This window comes from Streptomyces sp. NPDC002623, assembly GCF_053592635.1.
In genome coordinates, this window is record NZ_JBSFWB010000009.1 from 125,278 (window position 1) to 147,391 (window position 22,114).

20 protein-coding genes are annotated in these 22,114 nt (G+C 71.5%); 5 read left to right on the forward strand and 15 right to left on the reverse strand.

Annotated elements, in window-relative coordinates; genetic code table 11:
• The first annotated feature begins 48 nt into the window (after positions 1–48).
• On the forward strand, positions 49–1,059 hold the full coding sequence (locus tag ACWD4O_RS18755) for an RluA family pseudouridine synthase (RefSeq protein WP_451281059.1): 1,011 nt from the start codon (positions 49–51) through the stop codon (positions 1,057–1,059).
• Here ACWD4O_RS18755 and ACWD4O_RS18760 read toward each other — a convergent pair.
• The 6 genes from ACWD4O_RS18760 to ACWD4O_RS18785 all read right to left on the reverse strand — a co-directional run bounded on the left by ACWD4O_RS18760 (position 1,053) and on the right by ACWD4O_RS18785 (position 6,530).
• Positions 1,053–2,531 (reverse strand): cytochrome P450, encoded by a 1,479-nt coding sequence (locus ACWD4O_RS18760; RefSeq protein WP_451281061.1) that lies wholly within the window; start codon positions 2,529–2,531, stop codon positions 1,053–1,055. The genes ACWD4O_RS18755 and ACWD4O_RS18760 overlap by 7 nt on opposite strands.
• Positions 2,532–2,591: 60 nt before the next feature.
• On the reverse strand, positions 2,592–3,212 hold the full coding sequence (locus ACWD4O_RS18765; RefSeq protein WP_451281063.1) for a GTP-binding protein: 621 nt from the start codon (positions 3,210–3,212) through the stop codon (positions 2,592–2,594).
• A complete protein-coding gene (locus ACWD4O_RS18770) occupies positions 3,193–3,597 on the reverse strand; it encodes a DUF742 domain-containing protein (protein ID WP_451281065.1) in 405 nt (134 codons plus the stop codon). The genes ACWD4O_RS18765 and ACWD4O_RS18770 overlap by 20 nt, the downstream gene beginning before the upstream one ends.
• Entirely contained in the window at positions 3,594–4,001 is a 408-nt protein-coding gene (locus ACWD4O_RS18775) for a roadblock/LC7 domain-containing protein (protein WP_351908101.1), read from the reverse strand. The genes ACWD4O_RS18770 and ACWD4O_RS18775 overlap by 4 nt, the downstream gene beginning before the upstream one ends.
• Entirely contained in the window at positions 3,998–5,623 is a 1,626-nt protein-coding gene (locus ACWD4O_RS18780; RefSeq protein ID WP_451281067.1) for an ATP-binding protein, read from the reverse strand. The genes ACWD4O_RS18775 and ACWD4O_RS18780 overlap by 4 nt, the downstream gene beginning before the upstream one ends.
• A gap of 280 nt (positions 5,624–5,903) precedes the next feature.
• Positions 5,904–6,530, reverse strand: coding sequence for a helix-turn-helix domain-containing protein (locus ACWD4O_RS18785; RefSeq protein WP_451281069.1), 627 nt, complete (start codon positions 6,528–6,530; stop codon positions 5,904–5,906).
• Positions 6,531–6,688: 158 nt separating this feature from the next.
• Between ACWD4O_RS18785 and ACWD4O_RS18790 the strand changes: the two genes are divergently transcribed.
• From ACWD4O_RS18790 to atzF, 4 genes are read left to right on the forward strand one after another with little or no spacing between them, the layout of a single operon-like run.
• Positions 6,689–7,516 (forward strand): urea amidolyase associated protein UAAP1, encoded by an 828-nt coding sequence (locus ACWD4O_RS18790; RefSeq protein ID WP_451281071.1) that lies wholly within the window; start codon positions 6,689–6,691, stop codon positions 7,514–7,516.
• Positions 7,513–8,127 (forward strand): urea amidolyase associated protein UAAP2, encoded by a 615-nt coding sequence (locus ACWD4O_RS18795; protein ID WP_351908109.1) that lies wholly within the window; start codon positions 7,513–7,515, stop codon positions 8,125–8,127. Before ACWD4O_RS18790 ends, ACWD4O_RS18795 begins: the two co-directional genes overlap by 4 nt.
• Complete coding sequence (locus ACWD4O_RS18800) at positions 8,124–11,678, forward strand: 5-oxoprolinase/urea amidolyase family protein (RefSeq protein WP_451281073.1); 3,555 nt, start codon at positions 8,124–8,126, stop codon at positions 11,676–11,678. Before ACWD4O_RS18795 ends, ACWD4O_RS18800 begins: the two co-directional genes overlap by 4 nt.
• Before the next feature lie 22 nt (positions 11,679–11,700).
• The gene (gene atzF / locus ACWD4O_RS18805; protein WP_451281075.1) at positions 11,701–13,350 is read left to right on the forward strand and encodes an allophanate hydrolase; all 1,650 of its coding nucleotides are present in this window, start codon (positions 11,701–11,703) and stop codon (positions 13,348–13,350) included.
• Between the two features lie 6 nt (positions 13,351–13,356).
• Here the strand turns inward: atzF and ACWD4O_RS18810 are convergent, their stop codons facing one another.
• The 9 genes from ACWD4O_RS18810 to ACWD4O_RS18850 form a co-directional block, all read right to left on the reverse strand.
• Entirely contained in the window at positions 13,357–16,209 is a 2,853-nt protein-coding gene (locus tag ACWD4O_RS18810) for a DEAD/DEAH box helicase (RefSeq protein ID WP_451281077.1), read from the reverse strand.
• Between the two features lie 182 nt (positions 16,210–16,391).
• Complete coding sequence (gene tatC, locus ACWD4O_RS18815) at positions 16,392–17,354, reverse strand: twin-arginine translocase subunit TatC (protein WP_451281079.1); 963 nt, start codon at positions 17,352–17,354, stop codon at positions 16,392–16,394.
• Between the two features lie 47 nt (positions 17,355–17,401).
• The gene (gene tatA / locus ACWD4O_RS18820; protein ID WP_451281081.1) at positions 17,402–17,692 is read right to left on the reverse strand and encodes a Sec-independent protein translocase subunit TatA; all 291 of its coding nucleotides are present in this window, start codon (positions 17,690–17,692) and stop codon (positions 17,402–17,404) included.
• Positions 17,693–17,973: 281 nt separating this feature from the next.
• Positions 17,974–18,168, reverse strand: coding sequence for a hypothetical protein (locus ACWD4O_RS18825; RefSeq protein WP_079663381.1), 195 nt, complete (start codon positions 18,166–18,168; stop codon positions 17,974–17,976).
• Between the two features lie 20 nt (positions 18,169–18,188).
• On the reverse strand, positions 18,189–18,479 hold the full coding sequence (locus ACWD4O_RS18830) for a hypothetical protein (RefSeq protein WP_451281083.1): 291 nt from the start codon (positions 18,477–18,479) through the stop codon (positions 18,189–18,191).
• Positions 18,476–19,513, reverse strand: coding sequence for a helix-turn-helix transcriptional regulator (locus ACWD4O_RS18835; RefSeq protein ID WP_450947835.1), 1,038 nt, complete (start codon positions 19,511–19,513; stop codon positions 18,476–18,478). The genes ACWD4O_RS18830 and ACWD4O_RS18835 overlap by 4 nt, the downstream gene beginning before the upstream one ends.
• Before the next feature lie 18 nt (positions 19,514–19,531).
• A complete protein-coding gene (locus tag ACWD4O_RS18840) occupies positions 19,532–20,509 on the reverse strand; it encodes a helix-turn-helix transcriptional regulator (protein ID WP_450947834.1) in 978 nt (325 codons plus the stop codon).
• A gap of 156 nt (positions 20,510–20,665) precedes the next feature.
• Entirely contained in the window at positions 20,666–21,037 is a 372-nt protein-coding gene (locus tag ACWD4O_RS18845) for an FKBP-type peptidyl-prolyl cis-trans isomerase (RefSeq protein WP_351908129.1), read from the reverse strand.
• A 61-nt stretch (positions 21,038–21,098) separates the two neighbouring features.
• Positions 21,099–22,103: an FKBP-type peptidyl-prolyl cis-trans isomerase gene (locus ACWD4O_RS18850; protein WP_450947832.1), complete on the reverse strand. Its 1,005-nt coding sequence runs from the start codon at positions 22,101–22,103 to the stop codon at positions 21,099–21,101.
• Positions 22,104–22,114: the final 11 nt, after the last annotated feature.

The following is a 22,114-nucleotide window of genomic DNA, read 5'->3' on the forward strand; positions in this document are numbered from 1 at the left end:
GCCGCCGTACGCCCGCCCCGCTCCGTCGCCGCCGTACGCTTGACCGCGATGAGACGTCGTACCCCTCCCCCGCCCTCCCCCCTGCCGCAGCGCGACGGGATCGACCCCGTGCGGGTGCGGCTGCCGGGCGAGGGCGCCTGGGCCACCGTGCGGGAGCACCTCGTGGAGCGGATGGGCGAGGCGCGCGCCGGGATCGTGGACGGGATGCTGGCGGCCGGGCTCGTCGTGGGCGCCGACGGTGCTGCGGTGGCGCCGGACGCGGCTTATGTGCCGGGGATGTTCGTGTGGTTCCATCGCGAGCTGCCGCCCGAGGCGCCCGTGCCGTTCCCGCTGGAGATCGTGTACCGCGACGAGCACATCGTCGTCGCGGACAAGCCGCACTTCCTGGCCACCACCCCGCGCGGCAGTCATGTCACCGAGACCGCGCTGGCCCGACTGCGGCGGGAGCTGGGCATTCCCGCCCTCGGCGCCGCGCACCGGCTCGACCGGCTCACCGCCGGGCTCGTGCTGTTCACCGTGCGCCCCGAGGAGCGCGGTGCGTACCAGGCGCTGTTCCGTGAGCGCCGCGTGCACAAGGTGTACGAGGCGCTCGCGCCCCACGACCCCGGGCTCGCCCTGCCCCGGACGGTGCGCAGCCGGATCGTCAAGGAGCGTGGAGTGCTGGCCGCCTACGAGGTGGCGGGCGAGCCGAACGCGGTGAGCCGCGTCGAGCTGGTCGAGCACCGGGCGCCGGGGCTCGCCCGGTACCGGCTGCTGCCCGCCACCGGGCAGACCCATCAGCTGCGGGTGCACATGAACACGCTCGGCGTGCCGATCCTGGGCGATCCGCTCTACCCCGAGGTGGCCGCCCCCGAGCCGGCCGGCGAGTTCCGGCGCCCGCTGCAACTGCTGGCGCGGGAGCTGGAGTTCACCGATCCGGTCACGGGGACGGAGCACCGGCTGCGCAGTGGGCGGGATCTGGAGGCCTGGGCGTCGTACGACCGTTGGGCCGCGACTCCCGCCACACCGGGACGACCGGGACGACCGGGACGACCGGGACGGCCGACGATCCCTCAGTAGCCGCGCACCCAGATCACGAAGCGCCGCCAGACGTTGGGCCTGCGGGCGGGCTGCGTCGGCTGCGGGGCGGGCGGCGCGGCCACCGGCTCGGCGGCGGCCGGCGGCGTCGGCGCGGGCCGCGGCGCTGTGTTCACCGGGCGCGTCATGCGCTGCGGCGGGATCGGGGAGTGGCTCGGCTTGTGCCTGACGTCCTGCTGGGGCTTCGGCTCGAACCGGACCGGCAGGGCCACCAGATGCCGTGAGGCGATCGACGCCGTCCAGCGCAACTCGTCCTCGTCGCAGTCGAGTTGCACGTCCGGCAGCCGCATCAGCAGCGCGTCGACGCCGACGTCGGCGATGGCACGGCCGATGTCCTGGCCGGGGCATTCGTGCGGGCCGCCGCTGAAGGCGAGGTGCGAGCGGTTGCCCATCATGTGGGCGGACAGGTCGGGGCGCACCCGGGGGTCGACGTTGCCGGGGGCGGGCGCGAAGAACAGGCCGTCGCCCTGGCGGATGCGCTGACCGCCGAGCTCGGTGTCCTGCTTGGCGAAGTAGGCGAAGACGGTGCTGAACGGGGGCTCGTCCCACAGGGACTGCTCGACCGCCTCCGGCACCGTCATCTGGCCGCCGTTGAGCTGGGCGAGGAAGCGCGGGTCGGTGAGGACCGTGCGCAGCGTGTTGGAGAGCAGGTTGGAGGTGGCCTCGTAGGCGGCGAAGAGCACCAGGCGCAGGTGTTCCCTGATCTCCTGGTCCGTGAGCCCCGCGGGGTGGTTGATGAGGTGACTGGTGAAGTCGTCCTCGGGCTGGGCGCGGCGGCGGTCGGTCAGCCGGGCCAGCGCCTCGATGACGTAGGCGTGGTTGGCGATGGCGGTCTCGGAGCCCTTGAGCGCGTCGCGGGCGCAGTGCACCATCCGGTCGTCGTACTCCTCGGGCATGCCGATGACATGGCACACCACGGCCATCGGAAGGTGCTCGGCGAACTGGCCGACCAGGTCGGCGCGGCCCTCCTCGCAGAAGCGGTTGACGAGGCGCTGGGAGGAGCGGTTGATGAAGCGGCGCAGGCTGCGGTCGTCGATGGTCGCCATGGCCGCGGTGACCGCGCCCCGCAGCCGCAGGTGCTCGTCGCCCTCGGCGTGGGCGGCCATGGGCTGATAGGCGATGTGCGGCATGAGCGGGTGGTCGGGCCTGACCTTGCCCTCCACCCACGGCGACCAGATCCGGCTGTCCTTGCAGAACTGCGAGGGCGTCCGCACCATGTGCAGGTTCTCGGCGTGTCCGAGGACCATCCACATCGGCAGGTCGTCGTGGATCAGCACCGGTGCCACGGGGCCGTACTCCTCGCGGAGTTGCTCGTACAGTTCGCCGAGGTTCTCCGCGCCGGGGCCGTAGAGCCGGGCCAGTCCTCCGGGCCCTCGGCGGTGGGCGGGGCAGCCGGGCGGCGGGTCCAGGGCGAGGTCGTGCGGGCCGGTCGGGGTGGGGTGTTCGGGAGTCACAGGGTCGCTCCGAAACTTCGCTGTGTGCGGTGTTGGGGGGAGTGGTGGTGCGGGTGGGTGTCAGATGAGGCTGCGGCTCAGGGCCAGTTCGTGCAGGAAGCGCATGAGGGTCATCAGGACGTCCCGGCTGGAGGCGCGGCGGCGGACGTCGCACTCCACGATCGGGATCTCGGGGGGCAGGTCGAGCGCGGCGCGCAGGTCCTCGACGGGGTAGCGGGGCCCGTCGGGGAAGGTGTTGACGGCGACGACGAAGGGCACACCGCCTTCCTCGAGCCGGCCCATGACCTCGAAGCTGACCTCCAGGCGACGGGTGTCGACCAGGACGACCGCGCCCAGCGCGCCTTCGAACAGCCCGTTCCACAGGAACCAGAAGCGTTCCTGGCCGGGTGTGCCGAACAGATAGAGCACGACCTGCTCGGTGATGCGGATCCGGCCGAAGTCCATGGCCACGGTGGTGGCGGTCTTGGTCTCGGAGCCGTAGTTGTCGTCGACCCCGATGCCCGCCTGGGTCATGGTCTCCTCGGTGGTCAGCGGCCTGATCTCGCTGACGGAACCGACCATGGTGGTCTTGCCGACGCCGAAGCCGCCCACGATGACGATCTTCGCCGCGGCCGTGGTGGTGTGCGGCAGATGATCCTCGGCCCGTGGGCCGGGAATCGTGTCAGAGCCGTTGAAGTCCATGCATCACCGCTTCGAGGAGGGAACGGTCGGGGACCTGCTGCCGGACGATGGGGGCGCGCGCCTGCACGAGTTCGGCCGCCAGCATCTCGGTGAGGAGCACGGTCACCACACTGAACGGCAGCCGGAGGTAGGCCGACACCTCGGCCACCGACAGCGGTGCGGCGCACAGGCGCAGCACCGCCCGCTGTTCCGGAGTGGCTGACGAGGGCGGGTCGGCGCGCGCCACGATTAACGTGACGAGGTCGACGGGCGCGCGCTCACCGTCCGCGCCCGTGATGGTGTAGAGCCGCTCCAGGTTCTTGTCCTCCCCCTCCTTGGGGGGCTGCGTGAACGGCGGGGGCGGCTCGGGCAGGGGTTGTCGCCGTCGGCGTTGCGGAGGCGTCATACGCTCTGCCCGTTGCGGCGGGGCGGGCTGGTCAGGTGGGCGCCGATGCGGACCACGAGGTCGCGCATCATGCCGCTCATCCGGCCGGCCTCGCAGCGCACGTCGGACAGGACCGCGAGGTAGGCGTTGGCGCCGGCGGCCATCAGGTAGAAGTAGCCGCCGTCCATCTCGATCATGAGGAGGTTCATCTCGCCCTCGACGGAGGGGATCTCCTCGGCGACCGCGCCGGCGAGGCTCTGCATGCCCGCGCAGGCGGCGGCGACCCGGTCCGCGGCGTCGGGGTCACCGGCGTAGCGGGCGATGCGCAGACCGTCGGCCGAGAGCACGACGATCATCTCGATGCCCGGAACGCCGTCGTAGAGCTCCTTGAGCAGCCAGTCGAAGTTTTGGCGCTGCTGGATCACGTGAGGTCCCCTTCATCGTCGGCCTCGGGTACGGCCTTGTCTTCGAGCAGGTACAGATAGGCGGTGGGGTTGCGGGTGAAGTCGGTCGGGTGCGTGCCCTCGGGGATGCCCTTCTTCAGGCCCTCCCAGAACGCCTCGAAACCCACCCCGGGCTCGGCCTTCTTCTTCTTGGGCGCGGGCTCCGGCTCGGGCCGTGCGAAGGGGTCCGGCTCGCCCCGGGCCGCGGCGTCCTGGGCGGCGTACGCCTCCGCGTAGCGCTGGACGATGGAGATCGTCTGCTTGCTGCGGCGCTGCGGCAGGCCCTGCTCGGTCCACTCGGTGACCTCGGGCACCTCGTCGTCGGTCAGGGAGACCCCGGCCGGGATGCGCGGCCTGGTGGGGCGGCGCTTCTTGGGCGGGCGCTTGGGGCCCTCGCCGATCTCGCTCAGGTCGATCTGCGGCACGGCGGTGGCGCCGATGCCGTGCGCGAAGCCGGGGGCGGGGTCGGTGGTCTGCATCTCGCTGGGCACGACGAGAACGGCGCGGACGCCGCCGTACGCCGACTTGCGCAGCGAGACCTCCAGGTTGAACGAGGTGCACAGACGGCCGACGACCGCGAGGCCGAGGCGGGGGGTGATGCCGACGTCCTGGATGTCGACGCCGGCCTTGGCCTGCTCCAGCATGAGCTCGGCCTTGGCGCGGGTCTCCTCGCTGAGGCTGACTCCGGCGTCCTCGATCTCGATGGCGATGCCGGTCTGCACCTCGACGGCGTTGACGTGCACCTTGCTCGTCGGGGGCGAGTAGCGGGTGGCGTTGTCGAGGAGTTCGGCGATCGCGTGGAGCAGCGGCTCGACGGAGAGGCCGCGGATGTTGACCTTGGCGATGGAGTCCAGCTGGATGCGCCGGTACTCCAGGATCCGGGACATGGCGCCGCGCATCACGCTGTACAGCGGGACCGGCCGGGGCCAGTTGCGGCCGGGCCGGCCGCCGCCGAGCACACCGATGGAGTCGGCGAGCCGGCCGATCATGGAGGTGCCGTGGTCGACGCGCAGCAGGTCGTCGAAGACCTCGGGGTTGTGGCCGTGGTCCTCCTCCATCTCCCGCAGTTCGTGGGCCTGCTGGTGGACGATGGCCTGGATGCGGCGGGCGACGCTGACGAAGGAGCGCTGGGCGGAGTCGCGCAGGGACTCCTCGTGGTCGACGATGTCGAGGATCTTCCGGACCACGGCGTGCTGTGCCGGGTCGAGTTCGCGGAACGAAGGATCACTCTCGCAGAGGTCGCGGATCACCTCCCTGGGGGAATTTCCGGCGCGCAGCCACGCCACGGCGTCGGGCACGTGCCGCTCGGCGAGGCGGCGGTTCTCCTCCTCGTGGTCGGCGACGCGCGATTCCAGATAGACGATGAACTCGTCTTTCTCCGCGAGCAGTTCCTGGTGCCGCCTGCTGCGGCGTACCGAATCGGCTCCCGCCGCGATCACCAGGAGGGTGGCGACGGCTCCGCAGACGCCGACGGCGAGCCGTGCCTGCGTCGCCACGAGGGCGACGGCGGCTCCGGTCGCCGCGGCCGTCAGTATCGCGGGCAGCAACAGCAGCCGCGCGTAGGAGACTTCTCGGCGACCGGGTGGGGACTGAACACTCACCATGTGGGCACCCTCTGTAGGGATCTGTCGGCATCTTCGGAACATTTGGGAACAAGCGCACGAATTCGCCTCAACTCGGTGCGCCGCGGGCGAGCTTAGTCCGACAGGATCAACGCCGTGTCATATTCGGCAACCCCCTGAAACCGCTCCCGTACGTGGAGTAACCTCAGGTCATTTACACGCATCGCATTCGATCGAACACGTGACGTGACGTCGAACGGGCGTACGAATTACTTCACCGGGAAGAGTGAGGCGACCTCGCCCGGGCGGTCGCGGAGGGTGTTCAGTTCCCCGCGATGCGCAGCGCCGCGTCGGCGGTGGCGCGGGCGAACTCCGAGACGGAGCGGTCGGGATCCGAGCGGTGGACGAGGATGACGCCCTCGATGAGCCCGAAGACCAGATCGGTGCGCAGATCGAGCTCGCCCTTGGCGAGCCCGCCGCCCGCCGCCGTCGCGGCGATCAACTGACGGTAGGCGTCCTTGAGTTCGGCACGCACGGCATGGAAGCCGGCGAACCGCTCGGTGCGCACCTCGGGCAGCAGATACAGGCCGCCTAGGTTGTGCGAGCCGCCGCACAGCAGCTCCACGTCGGTGCGGCACAGCTCCCACAGCCGGTCCTCGGCGCGACGCGCGTCGTCCGCGAGCAGCTCACGGGCGTAGGCCAGCGAGGGCGTGACCGTCGACTCCAGCAGCTCGGCGAGCAGCTCCTCCTTGCCGGAGACGTAGTGGTACATGGAGGCCTGGCGCATGCCGGCCCGCTCGGCGACGGCCCGGGTCGTGGTGGCGGCGTAGCCGCGGGTGGTGAACAACTCCGCGGCGGCCACGAGCAGTTCGGCGCGCGGTGCGAGCCCGCTGTCCGGGCGCTGCGCGGCCCGGGGCCGGCCCACTCGACGTCCGCTGCTCGTCCCCATGCGTTCGATCCTCGCACACGACGCCGGAAGGCGATCTTCGGGCGATCCCGGTGAGGAGTAGGTAACCGGCCCGCAACCCGAGAGCAACGGCGACGACCCGACCCGGACCTAATTTCTGTCGGGCGACAGAAATTAGACCGAGCTGCGGAGGTCCGCACATGGCGGCGACAGCGACCACCCACGGAGCACGCGCCCACGCCCGGGCCCAGGCAGGTGCCCGCGCCGAGACCATGCCGGTCGTCCCGGCCCGGGACTGGCAGAACCCGCCCTGCGAGGCAGGTCTGCTGGTGTGGGCCGAGACGGTCGCGGGCGGCAACTACACCCACCGGGTCCTCGCCCGCGGCACCGAGCTGCGCCTGACCGACCTGCACGGCGACGCCTGCGCCCACCTGCTCCTGTACGTGGAGGGCCGCCCCTGGGAGCGGCTGAACGTCGCGGACACGGTCAAGGTCCAGTGGAACGCCTACCTCGGCGAGGGCGTGCTGCTCCTGTCCGACCAGGGCCGCGTCCTCGCCTCGGTCGTCACCGACACCGCCGGCCGGCACGACGCCCTGTGCGGCACCTCCACCCTGGTGCGCAACACCGAGCGCTACGGCGACGGCGCCCCGCAGTCCCCCTCCCCGGCCGGCCGGGAGCTGTTCAAGCTGGCCGCCGCCAAGAACGGCCTGGAACCCCGGGACCTGCCGCCCTCCCTGTCCTTCTTCCAGGGGATCGAGGTCCGCGAGGACGGCTCCCTCGACTTCACCGGCTCGGCGGGCCCCGGCGGCAGCGTCACCCTGCGCGCCGAACAGGACCTGACCGTGCTGATCGCCAACGTGCCGCACCCGGCCGACCCCCGCCCGGACTACGTCAGCACTGCGCTGGAGGTCCTCGCCTGGCGGGCCGCGCCGACCCGGCCCGGCGACCCCCTGTGGGACGCCACCCCCGAGGGCCGCCGCGCCTTCCTCAACACCGCCGAATTCCTCACCGCGAGGGGGCTCGCATGAAGACCGTCGTTCCCGCCCGGGCGTCCTGGTCGTCCGTCCTGCGCACCGGCGAGACGCTGACCATCACCGACCTGCACGGCAACCAGGCCGTCGACTTCCTGGTGTACGACGCCCACGACACCTCTGTGCGCTACAGCGCCCCCGACACGATCCACGCCCAGGGCGGCGTCTTCCTCACCACCGGCAGCGTGCTGATGTCCAACGAGCACACCCCGCTGATGACGGTGACCGCCGACGCCGTGGGCCGCCACGACACCGTCGGCGGCGCCTGCTCCAAGGAGTCCAACACCCTGCGCTACGGCCACCACACCTACGCGCAGCACGCGTGCGTGGACAACTTCCTCGCCGAGGGCGCGAAGCACGGCCTCGGCAAACGGGACCTCGTCTCCAACATCAACTGGTACATGAACGTCCCCGTCGAGAAGGACGGCACCCTCGGCATCGTCGACGGCCTCTCCGCACCGGGCCTCTCGCTCACCCTGCGCGCCGAACGGGACGTCCTCGTCCTGGTCTCCAACTGCCCCCAGATCAACAACCCGTGCAACGGCTTCGAGCCGACGGCCGTGGAGATGACGATCACCGCTCCCGTCGGCGACGAGGACCCGGCATGAGCCTCGACAAACCACTGTCCGACAAGCCGCTGTTCGACACGCTGCTGATCGCCAACCGGGGCGAGATAGCCGTCCGCATCGTCCGCACCGCCCGCGAACTCGGTCTGCGCACGGTCGCGGTGTACTCCGACCCCGACCGCTCGGCGCCCCACGTCCGGCTCGCCGACGAGGCGGTCCGGCTCGGCCCGGCGCCCGCGAAGGAGTCCTACCTCGACGCCGACCTGGTCCTGAAGGCGGCCGTGGAGAGCGGCGCGGGCGCGATCCACCCGGGCTACGGCTTCCTGTCGGAGGACGCGGACTTCGCCCGCCGCTGCGCCGACGCCGGGATCGTGTTCGTCGGACCGACGCCCGGCCAGCTGGAGCTGTTCGGCGCCAAACACACGGCCCGGGCGGCCGCAGAGCGGGCCGGAGTGCCGCTGGCGCCGGGCACCGGACTGCTGGCGTCCCTGGCCGAGGCACAGGAGAAGGCCCAGGTCATCGGCTATCCGATCATGCTCAAGGCCACCGGGGGCGGCGGCGGGATCGGCATGTCCGCCTGCCGCTCCCCCGAGGAACTCGCCGACGCCTGGGAACGCGTCCAGCGGGTCGCCGCCGCCTCCTTCTCCTCCGCCGGCGTCTTCCTGGAACGGCTCGTCGAGCACGCCAGGCATGTCGAGGTACAGGTCTTCGGCGACGGCGAGGGCAAGGTCGTCACCTTCGGCGACCGCGACTGCTCCCTGCAGCGCCGCAACCAGAAGGTCCTGGAGGAGGCCCCGGCGCCGGGGCTCCCCGACCACGTCCGGCGACAACTCGCCGCGTCCGCCCGGGACCTGTGCGCCTCGGTCGGCTACCGCTCCGCCGGCACCGTCGAGTTCGTCTACGACGCGGCCCGCGCAGAGGCCTACTTCCTGGAGGTCAACACCCGGCTTCAGGTGGAGCACCCGGTCACCGAGGAGATCTACGGCGTCGACCTGGTCGCCTGGATGCTGCGCCTGGCGCGCGGCGAGCGGGACGTCGTCGTCGCTCCCGGCCCGCCCCGCGGACATGCCGTCGAGGCCCGCCTGTACGCGGAGGACCCGAGCCGCGAACACCGGCCCAGCGCGGGCCTGTTGACGCGGGTCGAGTTCCCGGCCGGGGTGCGCGTCGACGGCTGGGTGGAGACCGGCACCGAGGTGACGACGTCGTACGACCCGATGCTCGCGAAGGTGATCGCCTACGGCCCGGACCGGGAGCATGCGCTGCGCCGCCTCGACGAGGCCCTGGCCCGCACCCGCGTCGACGGCATCGAGACCAACCTGGGTCTGGTCCGGGCGGCGCTGACGGACCCGCGGTTCATGACGGCCGCGCACTCGACGGCGACCCTCGCCGAGGTGCACGATCCGACCCCGCGCATCGAGGTCGTCTCCGGCGGCACCCTCACCACCGTGCAGGACTGGCCCGGCCGCACCGGCCACTGGCAGGTGGGCGTCCCGCCGTCCGGCCCCATGGACGACCGCTCCTTCCGCCTGGGCAACCGCGCGCTCGGCAACCCCGAGGGCACGCCGGGCCTGGAGTGCACGCTTCAGGGCCCGACGCTGCGGTTCACCCACGCCACGACGGTGTGCGTGACGGGCGCGCCGGCGCCGGTCACCGTGGACGGCACGGCGGTCGCGCAGTGGGAGCCGGTGACCGTTCCCGCGGGCTGCGTGCTGGAGGTCGGCGCGCCCGGCGAGCACGGCCTGCGCACCTACGTCCTGTTCGCGGGCGGCCTCGACGTACCCGCCTTCCTGGGCAGCGCGAGCACCTTCACGCTGGGCCGGTTCGGCGGACACGGCGGCCGGACGCTGCGCACCGGGGACGTCCTGCACGGCGGCACGGTCGCCGAGGGCTCCGCACCCGCGGCGGCCGTGGGCGTCGCGGAGCGGCCGGCCTTCACCTCTGTCTGGCACCTCGGCGCCGTCGAAGGCCCGCACGCCGCACCGGAGTTCTTCACCGAGGACGACATCCGCGACTTCTACGCCGCCGACTGGAAGGTCCACTTCAACTCGGCCCGCACCGGAGTGCGGCTGATCGGGCCCAAGCCGCGCTGGGCGCGCACCGACGGCGGCGAGGCGGGCCTGCACCCGTCCAACATCCACGACACCCCGTACTCCGTCGGCGCCGTCGACTACACCGGCGACATGCCGGTGCTGCTCGGCCCGGACGGGCCCTCGCTCGGCGGGTTCGTGTGCCCGGCGACGGTGCTCAGCTCGGAGCGCTGGAAGCTGGGCCAACTGCGCCCGGGCGACACGGTCCGCTTCCGGCCCGTGGACGTGGACGGCGCGGGGCGCGCGGAGATCGTCGACGGGGGTGTGCTGGCCCGGGACGGCGACATCACGTTCCGTCGCAGCGGCGACGACAACCTGCTGGTCGAGTTCGGTCCGATGCAGCTGGACCTCGCCCTGCGGATGCGCGTCCACGCCCTGATGGAGGCGGTGACCGCGGCGGACCTGGCAGGCGTCACCGACCTCACCCCGGGCATCCGCTCGCTCCAGATCCAGACCGACCCCGGCCGCCTCCCCCAACGCGAACTCCTCGCGGCCGTGCGGGAGATGACGACGTCCCTGCCGCCCACGGACCAGCTGGTCGTCCCCTCCCGCACCGTGCACCTCCCGCTGTCCTGGGACGACCCGGCGACCCGGGAGGCCATCGCCCGCTATATGGCGGGCGTCCGCGACGACGCCCCCTGGTGCCCGTGGAACATCGAGTTCATCCGCCGGGTGAACGGCCTGGAGTCGGTCGCGGACGTCTACGACACGGTCTTCGACGCGGAGTACCTGGTCCTGGGCCTCGGGGACGTCTACCTGGGCGCCCCGGTCGCCACCCCCCTCGACCCGCGCCACCGCCTCGTGACGACGAAGTACAACCCCGCGCGCACCTGGACGGCCGAGAACTCGGTGGGCATCGGCGGCGCCTACCTCTGCATCTACGGCATGGAGGGCCCCGGCGGCTACCAGTTCGTGGGCCGTACGACCCAGGTGTGGTCGCCGTGGCAGCAGCGCGGCGCGTTCGAGGCGGGCTCGCCCTGGCTGCTGCGGTTCTTCGACCGGATCCGCTGGTATCCGGTCGACGCGGACGAACTCCTGGAACTGCGGGCCGACATCACCTCGGGCCGCTTCGTGCCGCGCGTCGAGGAGGGTGCCTTCTCGTTCGCCGAGTACCAGGCCTTCCTGGCCGAACACACGGACTCCATCGCGGAGTTCAGGTCCCGGCAGCGAGCCGCGTTCGCGACCGAGCGGGACGCGTGGGAGGCGGCGGGCGAGTTCGCCCGCGCGCAGGACACGGCAGCGCCCTCGAATCCCCCGGCCGAGGTGGCCGTGCCGGCCGGCGGCCGTCTGGTCGAGGCCGAGTTCGCCGCGTCCGTATGGCAGTTGAACGTGTCCCCCGGCGACGAGGTGACGGCGGGTCAGCCGCTGCTCGCGCTGGAGGCGATGAAGATGGAGTCCAGGGTGCACGCGCCGGTCGACGGCGTGGTGGCGCAGGTCCTGGCCCGCCCCGGCGACCAGGTGGAGGCGGGGACGGCCCTGCTCGTCCTGGCCCCGGCCACGGCCTGAACGAGGAACGAGGAACAACGCGATGTCCAGCACTCTCTCCCGAGTCCGCGCCGCCTACGCCCGCATCGAAGCGGTCGACCGCCCGGAGATCTGGATCGACCTGCGGCCGCGGGACGACGTCGAGGCGGAGGCCCGGTCGCTCGACGCCCGGGTGGCGCGGGGCGAGCACCTCCCCCTGGCCGGCCGGCTGTTCGCCGCCAAGGGCAACATCGACGTGGCGGGGCTGCCCACCACCGCGGGCTGCCCGGCGTACGCCTACCGCCCCGCGGCCGACGCCCCGGTGGTCGCCGGACTGCGCGCGGCGGGCGCCCTGCTCCTGGGCACGACGAACCTGGACCAGTTCGCGACCGGCCTGGTGGGCACCCGCTCCCCGCACGGCGCGGTCCGCAGCGCCCACGATCCGGCGCGGATCAGCGGCGGCTCCAGCTCCGGCTCGGCCGTCGCGGTGGCCCTGGGCATCGTCGACCTCGCCCTCGGCACGGACACGGCGGGCTCGGGTCGGGTGCCGGCCGCCTTCAACGGCATCGTCGGCCTCAAGCCCACCCGCGGCCTGGTCCCCACCGAGGGAGTCGTCCCGGCCTGCGCGTCGCTGGACTGTGTGACGGTCTTCGCCCGCACCCTGCCCGAGGCGGAACGGGCCATGGCCCATATGACGAGCGGCACGACCATGCCGTCCGTCCCCGGCCGGGCCCCCGGCCCCTGGCGCATCGCGGTCGCGCCCCTCGACCAGCTCGGCGAGCTGGACGAGGGCTGGCCCGAGGCGTACGAGGCGGCGGTGCGGCAGCTCGCGTCGGCAGGGGCCGAGATCCGCACCCTCGATCTGACCCCCTTCACCGAGGCCGCGTCGATGCTCTACGAAGGCGCGTTCGTGGCCGAGCGCTATACGGCGGTGGGGAGCTTTGTCGACAAGTTGCTGGCGGAGGGCGGCGCGGGCCTGGACCCGACCGTCGCCGGGATCATCACCCGGGCCCGCGACCTCCCGGCCCACCGCCTCTACACGGACACCGAGCGTCTGACGGCCCTGCGCACCCGCGCGCTCACCGAACTGGCCGACGCGGACGCCCTGCTCCTGCCCACCGCCCCCGGTCATCCCACCCTCGCCGAGGTCGCCGCCGATCCGCTGGGGGCCAACGCCCGCCTGGGCCGCTTCACCAACTCCACGAACCTCTTCGACCTGGCGGCGGTCGCCGTCCCGGCCGGCGAGGTGAACGGCCTGCCCTTCGGCGTGATGCTGATCGGCCCGGCCCACACCGACGAACGCCTGGCGAAGATCGCGCCCCTGCTGCAACCGCAGGCCCGCCTGGCCGTGGTGGGCGCCCATCTGACCGGCCAGCCCCTGAACCCCCAGCTCCTGTCCCTGGGCGCGACCTTGGACCGTACGACCACAACGGCCCCGGTCTACCGTCTGCACGCCCTGCGTACGACCCCGCCGAAGCCGGGGCTGGTGCACGTGGGAGAAGGAGGCGCAGAGATCGAGACGGAGATCTGGCGCCTCCCGGCCGAGGGCCTGGGCCGCCTGCTGACCGCGCTCCCCCGCCCGATGACGCTGGGCAGCGTGCAACTGAAGGACGGCACCGCCGTCCCCGGCTTCCTGTGCGAACCGGCCGCACTGACGGACGCCGAGGACATCACCGGGCACGGAGGCTGGCGCTCGTATCTGGACAGGTCCTAGGGGGACTCACCCCACCGACGAGTAGGCGACAACCCCCCGCAGCAACTGATCGACAGCCTTGCGAGCAGCCTTCGCCACGGTCGAGCCCTCGGCAGCGGAAGCCGCGGAGATCTGCCCCAGCACGTCGATGACCTGCTTGCACCACCGGACAAAGTCCCCGGCGGGCATTTCCGCCTCCCGGAGCACCTCGTCCAGCCCCTTCCCCGAGGCCCACATGTACGCGGACCAGGCGAAGCCGAGATCGGGCTCGCGCTGCCCCACGCCCTCGGTCTGGCTGATCCGGAAGTCCTCCTCCAGGGCGTCCAACCGCCCCCAGATCCGGACCATCTCGCCGAGCGCGGCCTTCGCCTTGCCCGAGGGCAGCTTCGGCGCCATCGCGTCGTCGCTGACCCGCGCTTCGTATACCAATGCCGAGACACAGGCGGCGAGTTCGGCGGGGGCGAGCCCCTCCCACACACCGGCGCGCAGGCATTCGCTCGCGAGCAGGTCGAGCTCGCCGTAGAGACGGGCGAGCCGCTTGCCGTGCTCGGTGACCTCGTTGCCGTGCAGATAGTCCAGCTCGGTCAGCAGCGCGACGATCCGGTCGAAGGTGCGGGCGATCGTGTTCGTCCGCCCCTCGATCCGTCGCTCCAGCTGCGAGGTGTCGCGCAGCAGCCGGTGGTAGCGCTCGGCCCAGCGGGCGTGGTCCTCGCGGTCGGTGCAGCCGTGGCAGGGGTGCGCGCGGATCGCGGTGCGCAGCCGGGCGATCTCACGGTCGTCCGCGGCCTGGGCGCGCTGCCTGCGGGCCCGCTCCGGCGGAATGTGCCCGGCCTTGGTGCGCAGCGCGGAGGCGAGGTCACGGCGGGACTGCGGGGAGCGCGGGTTGAACGTCTTCGGGATCCGCATCCGCTCCAGCGCCTCGACCGGCACCGGGAAGTCCATCGAGGCCAGTCGCTTGACCTGGCGCTCGGCGGTGAGGACCAGCGGACGCGGCCCGTCGTGCTGGTCGAAGCCGCGGTGGCCGTTGGCGCGGCCGGCGGGCAGACCCGGATCGAGCACCAGCGCCAGACCCGCGTACTTGCCGGTGGGCACATGGATGACGTCACCGGGCTTGAGCTTCTCCAGCGCGACGGCGGCCTCGGCGCGCCGCTGGGCCGCGCCCTGCTTGGCCAGCTCGGTCTCGCGGTCCTTGAGGTCGCGGCGCAGCTGCGCGTACTCGTCGAAGTCTCCGAGGTGGCAGGTCATGGAGGCCTTGTAGCCCTCCAGCCCCTCCTCGTTGCGCTGCACCTGCCGGGAGATCCCGACCACCGACCGGTCGGCCTGGAACTGTGCGAACGACGTCTCCAGCAGTTCGCGCGAGCGGTGCCGCCCGAACTGTTCGACCAGATTGACCGCCATGTTGTACGACGGCTTGAAGCTGGAGCGCAGCGGATAGGTGCGGGTGCCCGCGAGCCCGGCGAGGTGGTCGGGGCTCATGGCACGCTGCCACAGCACGACGGCGTGCCCCTCGACGTCGATGCCACGCCGGCCCGCCCGCCCGGTGAGCTGGGTGTACTCGCCGGGGGTGATGTCGGCGTGCTGCTCGCCGTTCCACTTGACGAGCTTCTCCAGGACCACGGACCGGGCGGGCATGTTGATGCCGAGCGCGAGGGTCTCCGTCGCGAAGACGGCCTTGACCAGCCCGCGCACGAACAGCTCCTCGACGACCTCCTTGAAGGTCGGCAGCATGCCCGCGTGGTGGGCGGCGATGCCCCGCTCCAGGCCCTCCAGCCACTCGTAGTAGCCGAGGACGTGCAGGTCCTCGTCGGGGATGGCGGCGGTGCGCTCCTCCACGAGGGCGCGGACTTCGGCGCGCGACTCCTCGTCGTTCAGCCGCAGCCCGGCGTACAGGCACTGCTGGACGGCGGCCTCGCAGGCGGCACGGCTGAAGATGAACGTGATCGCGGGCAGCAGCCCTTCGGCGTCGAGCCGCTCGATGACCTCCGGCCGCCCCGGCGTCCACACCCGCGACCGCTGTCTGCGCTCCCGCTCACGGTCGGCCTCGCGCACATTGCGGCCGCGTCTGCGGTCCTGGTAGGAGGGCCTGCTGGCCTCCATCCGGGCCAGTCGCGCGAGGTCGGGGTTGACGGCTCTGCGGTTGCCCTCGCCCTCCTCGAACAGGTCGTACATCCGTCGCCCGGCGAGCACGTGCTGGAACAGCGGCACGGGCCGGTGCTCGGAGACGATCACCTCGGTGTGTCCGCGCACGGTGTCCAGCCAGTCGCCGAACTCCTCGGCGTTGGACACGGTCGCGGACAGGGAGACCAGGGTGACCGACTCGGGGAGGTGGATGATCACCTCTTCCCACACGGCGCCCCGGAAGCGGTCGGAGAGGTAGTGCACCTCGTCCATCACCACGTACCCGAGGCCCAGGAGCGTCTGCGAGCCGGCGTACAGCATGTTCCGCAGCACCTCGGTGGTCATCACGACCACCGGGGCGTCGGAGTTGACGCTGTTGTCGCCGGTGAGCAGGCCCACCTTGTCGCCGCCGTAGCGGCGGCACAGGTCGGAGTACTTCTGGTTCGACAGCGCCTTGATGGGTGTCGTGTAGAAGCACTTCTTACCCTGCTGGAGGGCGAGGTGGACGGCGAACTCGCCCACGATCGTCTTGCCCGAGCCGGTGGGGGCGGCCACCAGGACGCCCTTGCCCGCCTCGAGTGCCTGGCAGGCCTCGATCTGGAAGGGGTCGAGACCGAAGTCGTACATCTCGCGGAAGGACGCGAGCGCGGTGGCCTGCTCGACAGCACGCTTACGGGCTGCCGCGTACCGCTCGGCCGGTGAGAGGTCCTCTGTCATCGTGCTTTCGAGCGTACCGGGCCGCACTGACAACAGGACGATCATTATCCGGATCTCCTGCCACAAAACCTGGGTACGCCCAGCTCACGGGCGCACGCGGGGCACCCGCCGCACGGTCCCGTGACACGCACCGCGCCCCGGGGAGTGCCTTTCGGCTCACCCCGGGGCGCGGTGAAGTCATGGCCGGTGGGACGCCCGCACGGGCTCCCCGGGCTCTGCGACGATCGTCAGGTCACGTCGTCATAGCCGTTGACGCGGTCCGTGCTCGTCTGCTCCGGCAGCGTGCGGCTGGCGGAGACCGTCTCGACCTCGCCGACGTCCTCGGGGGTGAGGTCCAGGTCGGAGGCCTCGTCGTCGGCGGGGCCCTGGGCGTCGCGGCGGCGTCGGCGGCGGTCGTTCAGCACGGAGAAGCCGGTCGCGCCGAAGTACAGGATCCAGATCGGTCCGGCGAGCGCCAGCATCGAGACGGGGTCGGTGCTGGGCGTGGCCACGGCGGCGAACACCGTGATGCCGATGATCATGGCCCGCCACCAGCCGAGCATGCGCTTGCCGGTGACCATGCCGGTCAGGTTGAGGAAGACCAGCAGCAGCGGCAGCTCGAAGGAGAGACCGAAGACGATGACCATGCGCGTGACGAGCTGCAGCAGGTCGTCGAGCGGCAGAAGGTTGCTGACCCCGCCCGGGGTGAAGTCGATCAGCACCTTCGCGGTGGTCGGCAGCACCGCGTAGGCGAAGTAGCCGCCGCCCAGGAACAGCGGGACGCCGGTGCCGACGAACGCGTAGGCGTACCTGCGCTCATGGTTGTGCAGCCCCGGCGCGATGAAGGCCCACAGCTGGTAGAGCCAGACCGGCGAGGCGAACACGATGCCGGCCATCAGGGAGACCTGAAGGGCCAGCGTGAAGGGCGCGAGGAGGCCGTTGATCGTGATGCTCGCGCACTTGTTGGTGGCGTCACCCGAGTTCAGCTGGCTCGCGATCTCTTCGAAAGTCTTCCCACAGCCGACCGAGTCGAGGATCGGCTTGGTGAGGAAGTTGATGATGTCGTTGTAGAAGAAGGCGGCCACGACCGTCACGACGACGATGGCCAGCATCGCCTTCGCGAGCCGGTTGCGCAGCTCACGAAGATGATCCGCGAGGGGCATCCGCCCCTCGGGGTCCTTCTCCTCCTGCTTGCGGGCAGACTTCAGCAACCCACGTTCCCATCTCGAGCGGCGGGCCGGAGGTCACCGGCCCTGAGTCAGCGCTTGGTCGTGTCCGTCGGCTCCGTGACCGGGCGGGCGCTGGTCACGTCGCCGGGGGAGGCCTGGATGGTGCGCTGCGCCGGGGGCTGCTCGCCGGGGGTGGGCGGGCCGGCCGGAGTGGCCGCGTTGTTGCTGCCCTCGTCCTTCATCGCCTTGGCCTCGCTCTTGAGGATGCGCGCGGACTTGCCGAGCGAGCGGGCCATGTCCGGAAGCTTCTTCGCGCCGAACAGCAGGATGATGACGACGAGGATGAGAATGATCTCGGGAGCTCCGAGCCTTCCGAACATAAGTCTTTACCTTCTCACCGAGGCGGCTGGGTGGGGTGCTGTCCGATCGGTCGGACATGTGTCCGAAGGATCGTGTTGGCAGCGATCGTAACGCTCAGGGGTAAACGTGAGGCAATCCCCGTGCGTACTCCCGGTCAGCGGTCCGGGCCTCGTTCTCCGAGCCGCGTCAGCAGCGTACCTGTCCCCGCCACCTGCGCGGGAGGGCGAAGTGGCCCAAAACGCATGAGCCGCTCGACTCACAGGACCACCACAGCGCTCCGCGAAGCTCGCCACAGCAGCTGTCACAGGGTGTCCACAGCCCGGGCCGCGCTCACGGCCGCCCGCTCCAGATCCTGAGCCGCCCGGTCGATGCGACGCGCGGACTCCGCGACCTGCCGCCCCAGCCGCTGCGCCTCCAGAAAAACCCGCACGGCGAACACCGCGAGAACGGCAAGACCCACAAAACCCACGGCAACCGCGAACATCGGCCAGAACATGTGGGCGAGCCTAGACCCCGCTACGGGGTGTGCAGCCGCAGGGTGCGTACGCCGCCGCCGGTGAGCAGCTCGACGATCCGCTCGCCGGCCGGCTTGCGCACGGCCGCTCCGCAGTCGGGACAGGTGAAGGAGTAGAACGTGGTGCGGCTGGAGGCGCCGATGGCCAGCATCAGCGCGCTCGCGCTGAGCTCGAAGTGCCCCCGGCAGTCCGGGCAGCCCGCTCTGAACCGGACCGGGGCCACGCTGCGCATGCCCGCGAACGCGGAAGCCACCGAGACGTCCCGCACACCAGAGGTCACCGACTCGCTCAACGCTCCTGCTCCCGCCCGTCGAACCGACTGTCGTCGCCCGCCCCCGGCCCCGCTGTCCCGTCGTACGCCGCCAGCGCTTCGCGGGCGGCCCTGCGGGCGCTGTCGGCGAGCTCCGGCGGCGAGACGATCCGGCCGTCACGGCCGAGCCGCAGCGCCAGCCGCCGCAGCGACGCCGGCTCGGGCGTGCGCAGAGTAATACGCAGTCCGCCGTCCGGAAGCTCATCGGCGCTGTCGTGCGGATAGTACTCGGCGACCCAGCGCCCGCCCGGATCGACCTCGACCACGACCTCCGGATCCTCGGCGGCCGGCTGCACCAGCCCCTCCGACAGATCCCGCAGCTCGACCTCGGGCGGCGCCGACGGCTCGTCGAGGATCTTGATCTCGGCGACCCGGTCCAGCCGGAACGTGCGGCGCGCCTCCGAGCGGCGGCACCAGGCCTCCACGTACGTGTGCCCGACGCTGACCAGCCGGATGGGGTCGATCTCGCGCTCGGTGACCTCGTCCCGAGCCGGCGAGTAGTAGCGGATCCACAGCCGGCGCCGCTCGGAGATCGCCCGGTCGACGTCCGCGAAGACCCCGCCCTCGGACTCGAACGTCACCGACAGCCGCGCGCTCGCCCCCGCCGCCTCACCGGCCGCGGCCTCCACCTTCGCCGTCGCCCGCAGCAGCGCCTGCCGGTCGCCCTCCCGCAGACCGGGCAGCGTGGCCACGGCCCGCGCCGCCACCAGCAGCGCCGTCGCCTCGTCGGCGGCCAGCCGCAGCGGCTCGGCGGCCTCCGCGCCCAGCGCGGCCGGGTTGTGCCACCAGATGCGCTCGCCGTCGGTGTCGATGTCGAGAAGATCGCCGCCACGGAAGCTGGTGCCGCACATGGGCAGCACGTCGAGATCCGAGACCAGTTCGTCCTCGGTGATGCCGAAGGCGCGCGCCACGTCCTCGATGCGCGCGCCGGGGCGCTCCCTGAGATACGTCACCAGGGAGAGCATCCGCCGGGTCTGGTCGATCGCGTTCGCCGGCCTGACCGGTTTGCCTGCCACTGTGTTGCTCGCTCCCCCTCAGCCCTTGGCCACGGCCCGCAGCCGGTCCACGACATCCGCCCGCAGCTCCGCGGGCTCCAGGACCACCACGTCCGGACCGAACTCCACCAGCCAGGCGTCCAGCCCGTGGCCGTACGGAATCTCCAACTCGTCCCAGCCGTCCCCGAGTTCCCGAACCGAGCCGGCCTTCGCCCGCAAGGGGTACCCGGCGCCCGCCCGCAGCCGGATCAGCGCGCTGCGGTCGGCGGTCTCCCCCGCCCAGCTCGCGACCGTCTCCCGCACGGTGACGACATCGGGCACCGGCACGGTGAAGGCCGCGCCGCGCGAACGCACCCTGCCGGTGATCCGCGACAGCCGGAAGACCCGCTCGGCGCCCCGGTCCCGGTCGAAGCCCGCCAGATACCAGTGGCCGCGCCAGCACTCCAGCGCCCACGGCTCGACGTGCCGGGGCTCCGGGTGCGCGGCGGTGGCCTTGCGGTAGTCGAACACCACGGGCCGGCGGTCGCGGCAGGCCAGCATCAGCGGCTCGAACGCGGCCTCGTGCACCGGGATCCGGGGCTCCAGCGCGCCATGCGGCTCGTACGGGTCGACGTCCTCGGGAAGCCCCGCCGCGCGCAGCTTCTGCAGAGCGCCGCTCGCCGCGCCCGCCAGCCGGGCCTGCTGCCACACCTTGGCGGCCAGACCCAGCGCCGCGGCCTCCTCGGCGTCGAGGGTGATGGCCGGCAGCCGGTTGCTGTCCCGGCGGGCCAGGTAGCCGATCTCGCCGTCCAGGCTCTCCACGGTCTCGATGACCAGGCCGAGCTCACGCAGATCGTCCTTGTCCCGCTCGAACATCCGGTTGAACGAGTCGTCCGACCCCGCCGCACCGCTCCCCGGCCGGAAGGTCTCGACGTACGCCTCGATGGAATCGCGCAGCTCGCGCTTGCTGAGCGGCCGCCGCGTCCCGAGCAGACACAGCGCCAGGTTCATCAGCCGCTCGGCCTTGGCAATGGCCATCGACGCCCTTCGCCTCCCCTATGGTGCTTACGATCGTCGACCGTACCGCCCCGCGGTGCCCGGACAAAAGCCGAGGGCCCACGCCCGGGCAGGCATGGGCCCCAGATGATCGACACCGGTCGCACGACGATCGGCGCGGACCGGCTCCTTCGACGATCAGACCCCGAGCAGGTCCACCACGAAGATCAGCGTCTCACCGGGCTTGATCGCCGGGGTCGGGCTCTGGTTGCCGTAGGCGAGGTGGGCCGGGATGGTCAGCTGGCGACGGCCGCCGACCTTCATGCCCTGCACGCCCTGGTCCCAGCCCTTGATGACCCGGCCGCCGCCGAGCGGGAAGCGGAACGGCGTCCCACGGTTCCAGCTGGCGTCGAACTCCTCGCCGGTGCTGAAGGCGACACCCACGTAGTGGACGGAGACGGTCTGACCGGCCTGCGCGACCTCGCCGTCGCCCTCCCAGATGTCCTTGATCTCGAGGTCCGCCGGGGGCGCGCCTTCGGGGAAGTCGATCTCGGGCTTGTCGATGCTCACGTCACTGCTCCTGCATGTCTCACGGAAAGGCAACACGGACAGTCTTACACCTCCGGCGGCCTCACATCTTCGCGAGGATGTCCACCGAGAACACCATCGTCGAGTCCTTCTCGATACCGCTGCCGCTCGGCGGGCTGTCCCCGTAACCCAACGACGGCGGAACGACGATGACGACCCGACTGCCCACCTTCTTGCCGGTCAACCCCTGCGCCCAGCCCTTGACGACCTGCTGCAACGAGAACGACGTCAGCTGGCTGCGGCCGTACGTCGAGTCGAACTCCTTGCCCGTGTCCCACACGACGCCCTTGTACTGCACCAGCACGCTGTCCTCGGCCGCCACCGCGGCGCCGTCGCCCTCGATGACGTAGTTCGCCACCAGCTTCGTCGGCGGGTCCGCCTTGGGAATCTCGATCGAGGGCGCCTTGCCGTCGGTGTTCGTGCCCACCTTCGGCAGATCCGCGTCCTCCTGCGCCACCGTCTCGCCCTCGGCGGAGCTCTTGGCGTTGAACGTGCCCTTGATGTCGAAGACGAACACCAGCGTGTCCGTGCCCGTCACCCCCACCTGCGAATTGCCTTCCTTGCCGAATCCCCAGGTCGGCGGCACCGAGAACAGAACCCTGCTGCCGGTCTTCTTACCCGTCAGCGCATAACGCCAGCCGTCGAGAGTCGTGCCCTGCGCAATCTGGGTGACCAGCGGGACCTTACGGTCGTAGGAATTGTCCAGGACCTTCGCGCTGGCCCAGATCTGCCCCAGGTAGTCGGCCTGGATGTAGTCGTTCTCCGCGACGGGCTTGCCACTGCCCGCGATCACCGTCTTCACCGCCAGTTGATCCGAAGGCTCACCGGTGCCCTTGGCGATCGTCGGCTTCTCACCGAACTTCACCCCCGCGGTGATCGCCGGCAACGGACCGTCGACGATCTTCGGCGCAGGCGCCGCGGAAGTGTCCGAGGCCGACGGCGACGCGCTGTCGCTCACCTTGCTCGAGTCGGACTTTTCATCACCGCACGCGGAAAGAGTGACCAGTCCCGCGGGTACGGCGGCAAGGATGAGTGAGCGTCGGCGCACGATGAAAGCCT

Coding starts and splice junctions, on each gene's coding strand:
- ACWD4O_RS18825 (WP_079663381.1), bottom strand. CDS start 18,168: ATGTTCTGGCCGATGTTCGCGGTTGCCGTGGGTTTTGTGGGTCTTGCC.
- ACWD4O_RS18755 (WP_451281059.1), top strand. CDS start 49: ATGAGACGTCGTACCCCTCCCCCGCCCTCCCCCCTGCCGCAGCGCGAC.
- ACWD4O_RS18770 (WP_451281065.1), bottom strand. CDS start 3,597: ATGACGCCTCCGCAACGCCGACGGCGACAACCCCTGCCCGAGCCGCCC.
- ACWD4O_RS18795 (WP_351908109.1), top strand. CDS start 7,513: ATGAAGACCGTCGTTCCCGCCCGGGCGTCCTGGTCGTCCGTCCTGCGC.
- ACWD4O_RS18765 (WP_451281063.1), bottom strand. CDS start 3,212: ATGGACTTCAACGGCTCTGACACGATTCCCGGCCCACGGGCCGAGGAT.
- ACWD4O_RS18780 (WP_451281067.1), bottom strand. CDS start 5,623: ATGGTGAGTGTTCAGTCCCCACCCGGTCGCCGAGAAGTCTCCTACGCG.
- atzF (WP_451281075.1), top strand. CDS start 11,701: ATGTCCAGCACTCTCTCCCGAGTCCGCGCCGCCTACGCCCGCATCGAA.
- ACWD4O_RS18810 (WP_451281077.1), bottom strand. CDS start 16,209: ATGATCGTCCTGTTGTCAGTGCGGCCCGGTACGCTCGAAAGCACGATG.
- ACWD4O_RS18785 (WP_451281069.1), bottom strand. CDS start 6,530: ATGGGGACGAGCAGCGGACGTCGAGTGGGCCGGCCCCGGGCCGCGCAG.
- ACWD4O_RS18800 (WP_451281073.1), top strand. CDS start 8,124: ATGAGCCTCGACAAACCACTGTCCGACAAGCCGCTGTTCGACACGCTG.
- ACWD4O_RS18790 (WP_451281071.1), top strand. CDS start 6,689: ATGGCGGCGACAGCGACCACCCACGGAGCACGCGCCCACGCCCGGGCC.
- ACWD4O_RS18840 (WP_450947834.1), bottom strand. CDS start 20,509: ATGGCCATTGCCAAGGCCGAGCGGCTGATGAACCTGGCGCTGTGTCTG.
- tatA (WP_451281081.1), bottom strand. CDS start 17,692: ATGTTCGGAAGGCTCGGAGCTCCCGAGATCATTCTCATCCTCGTCGTC.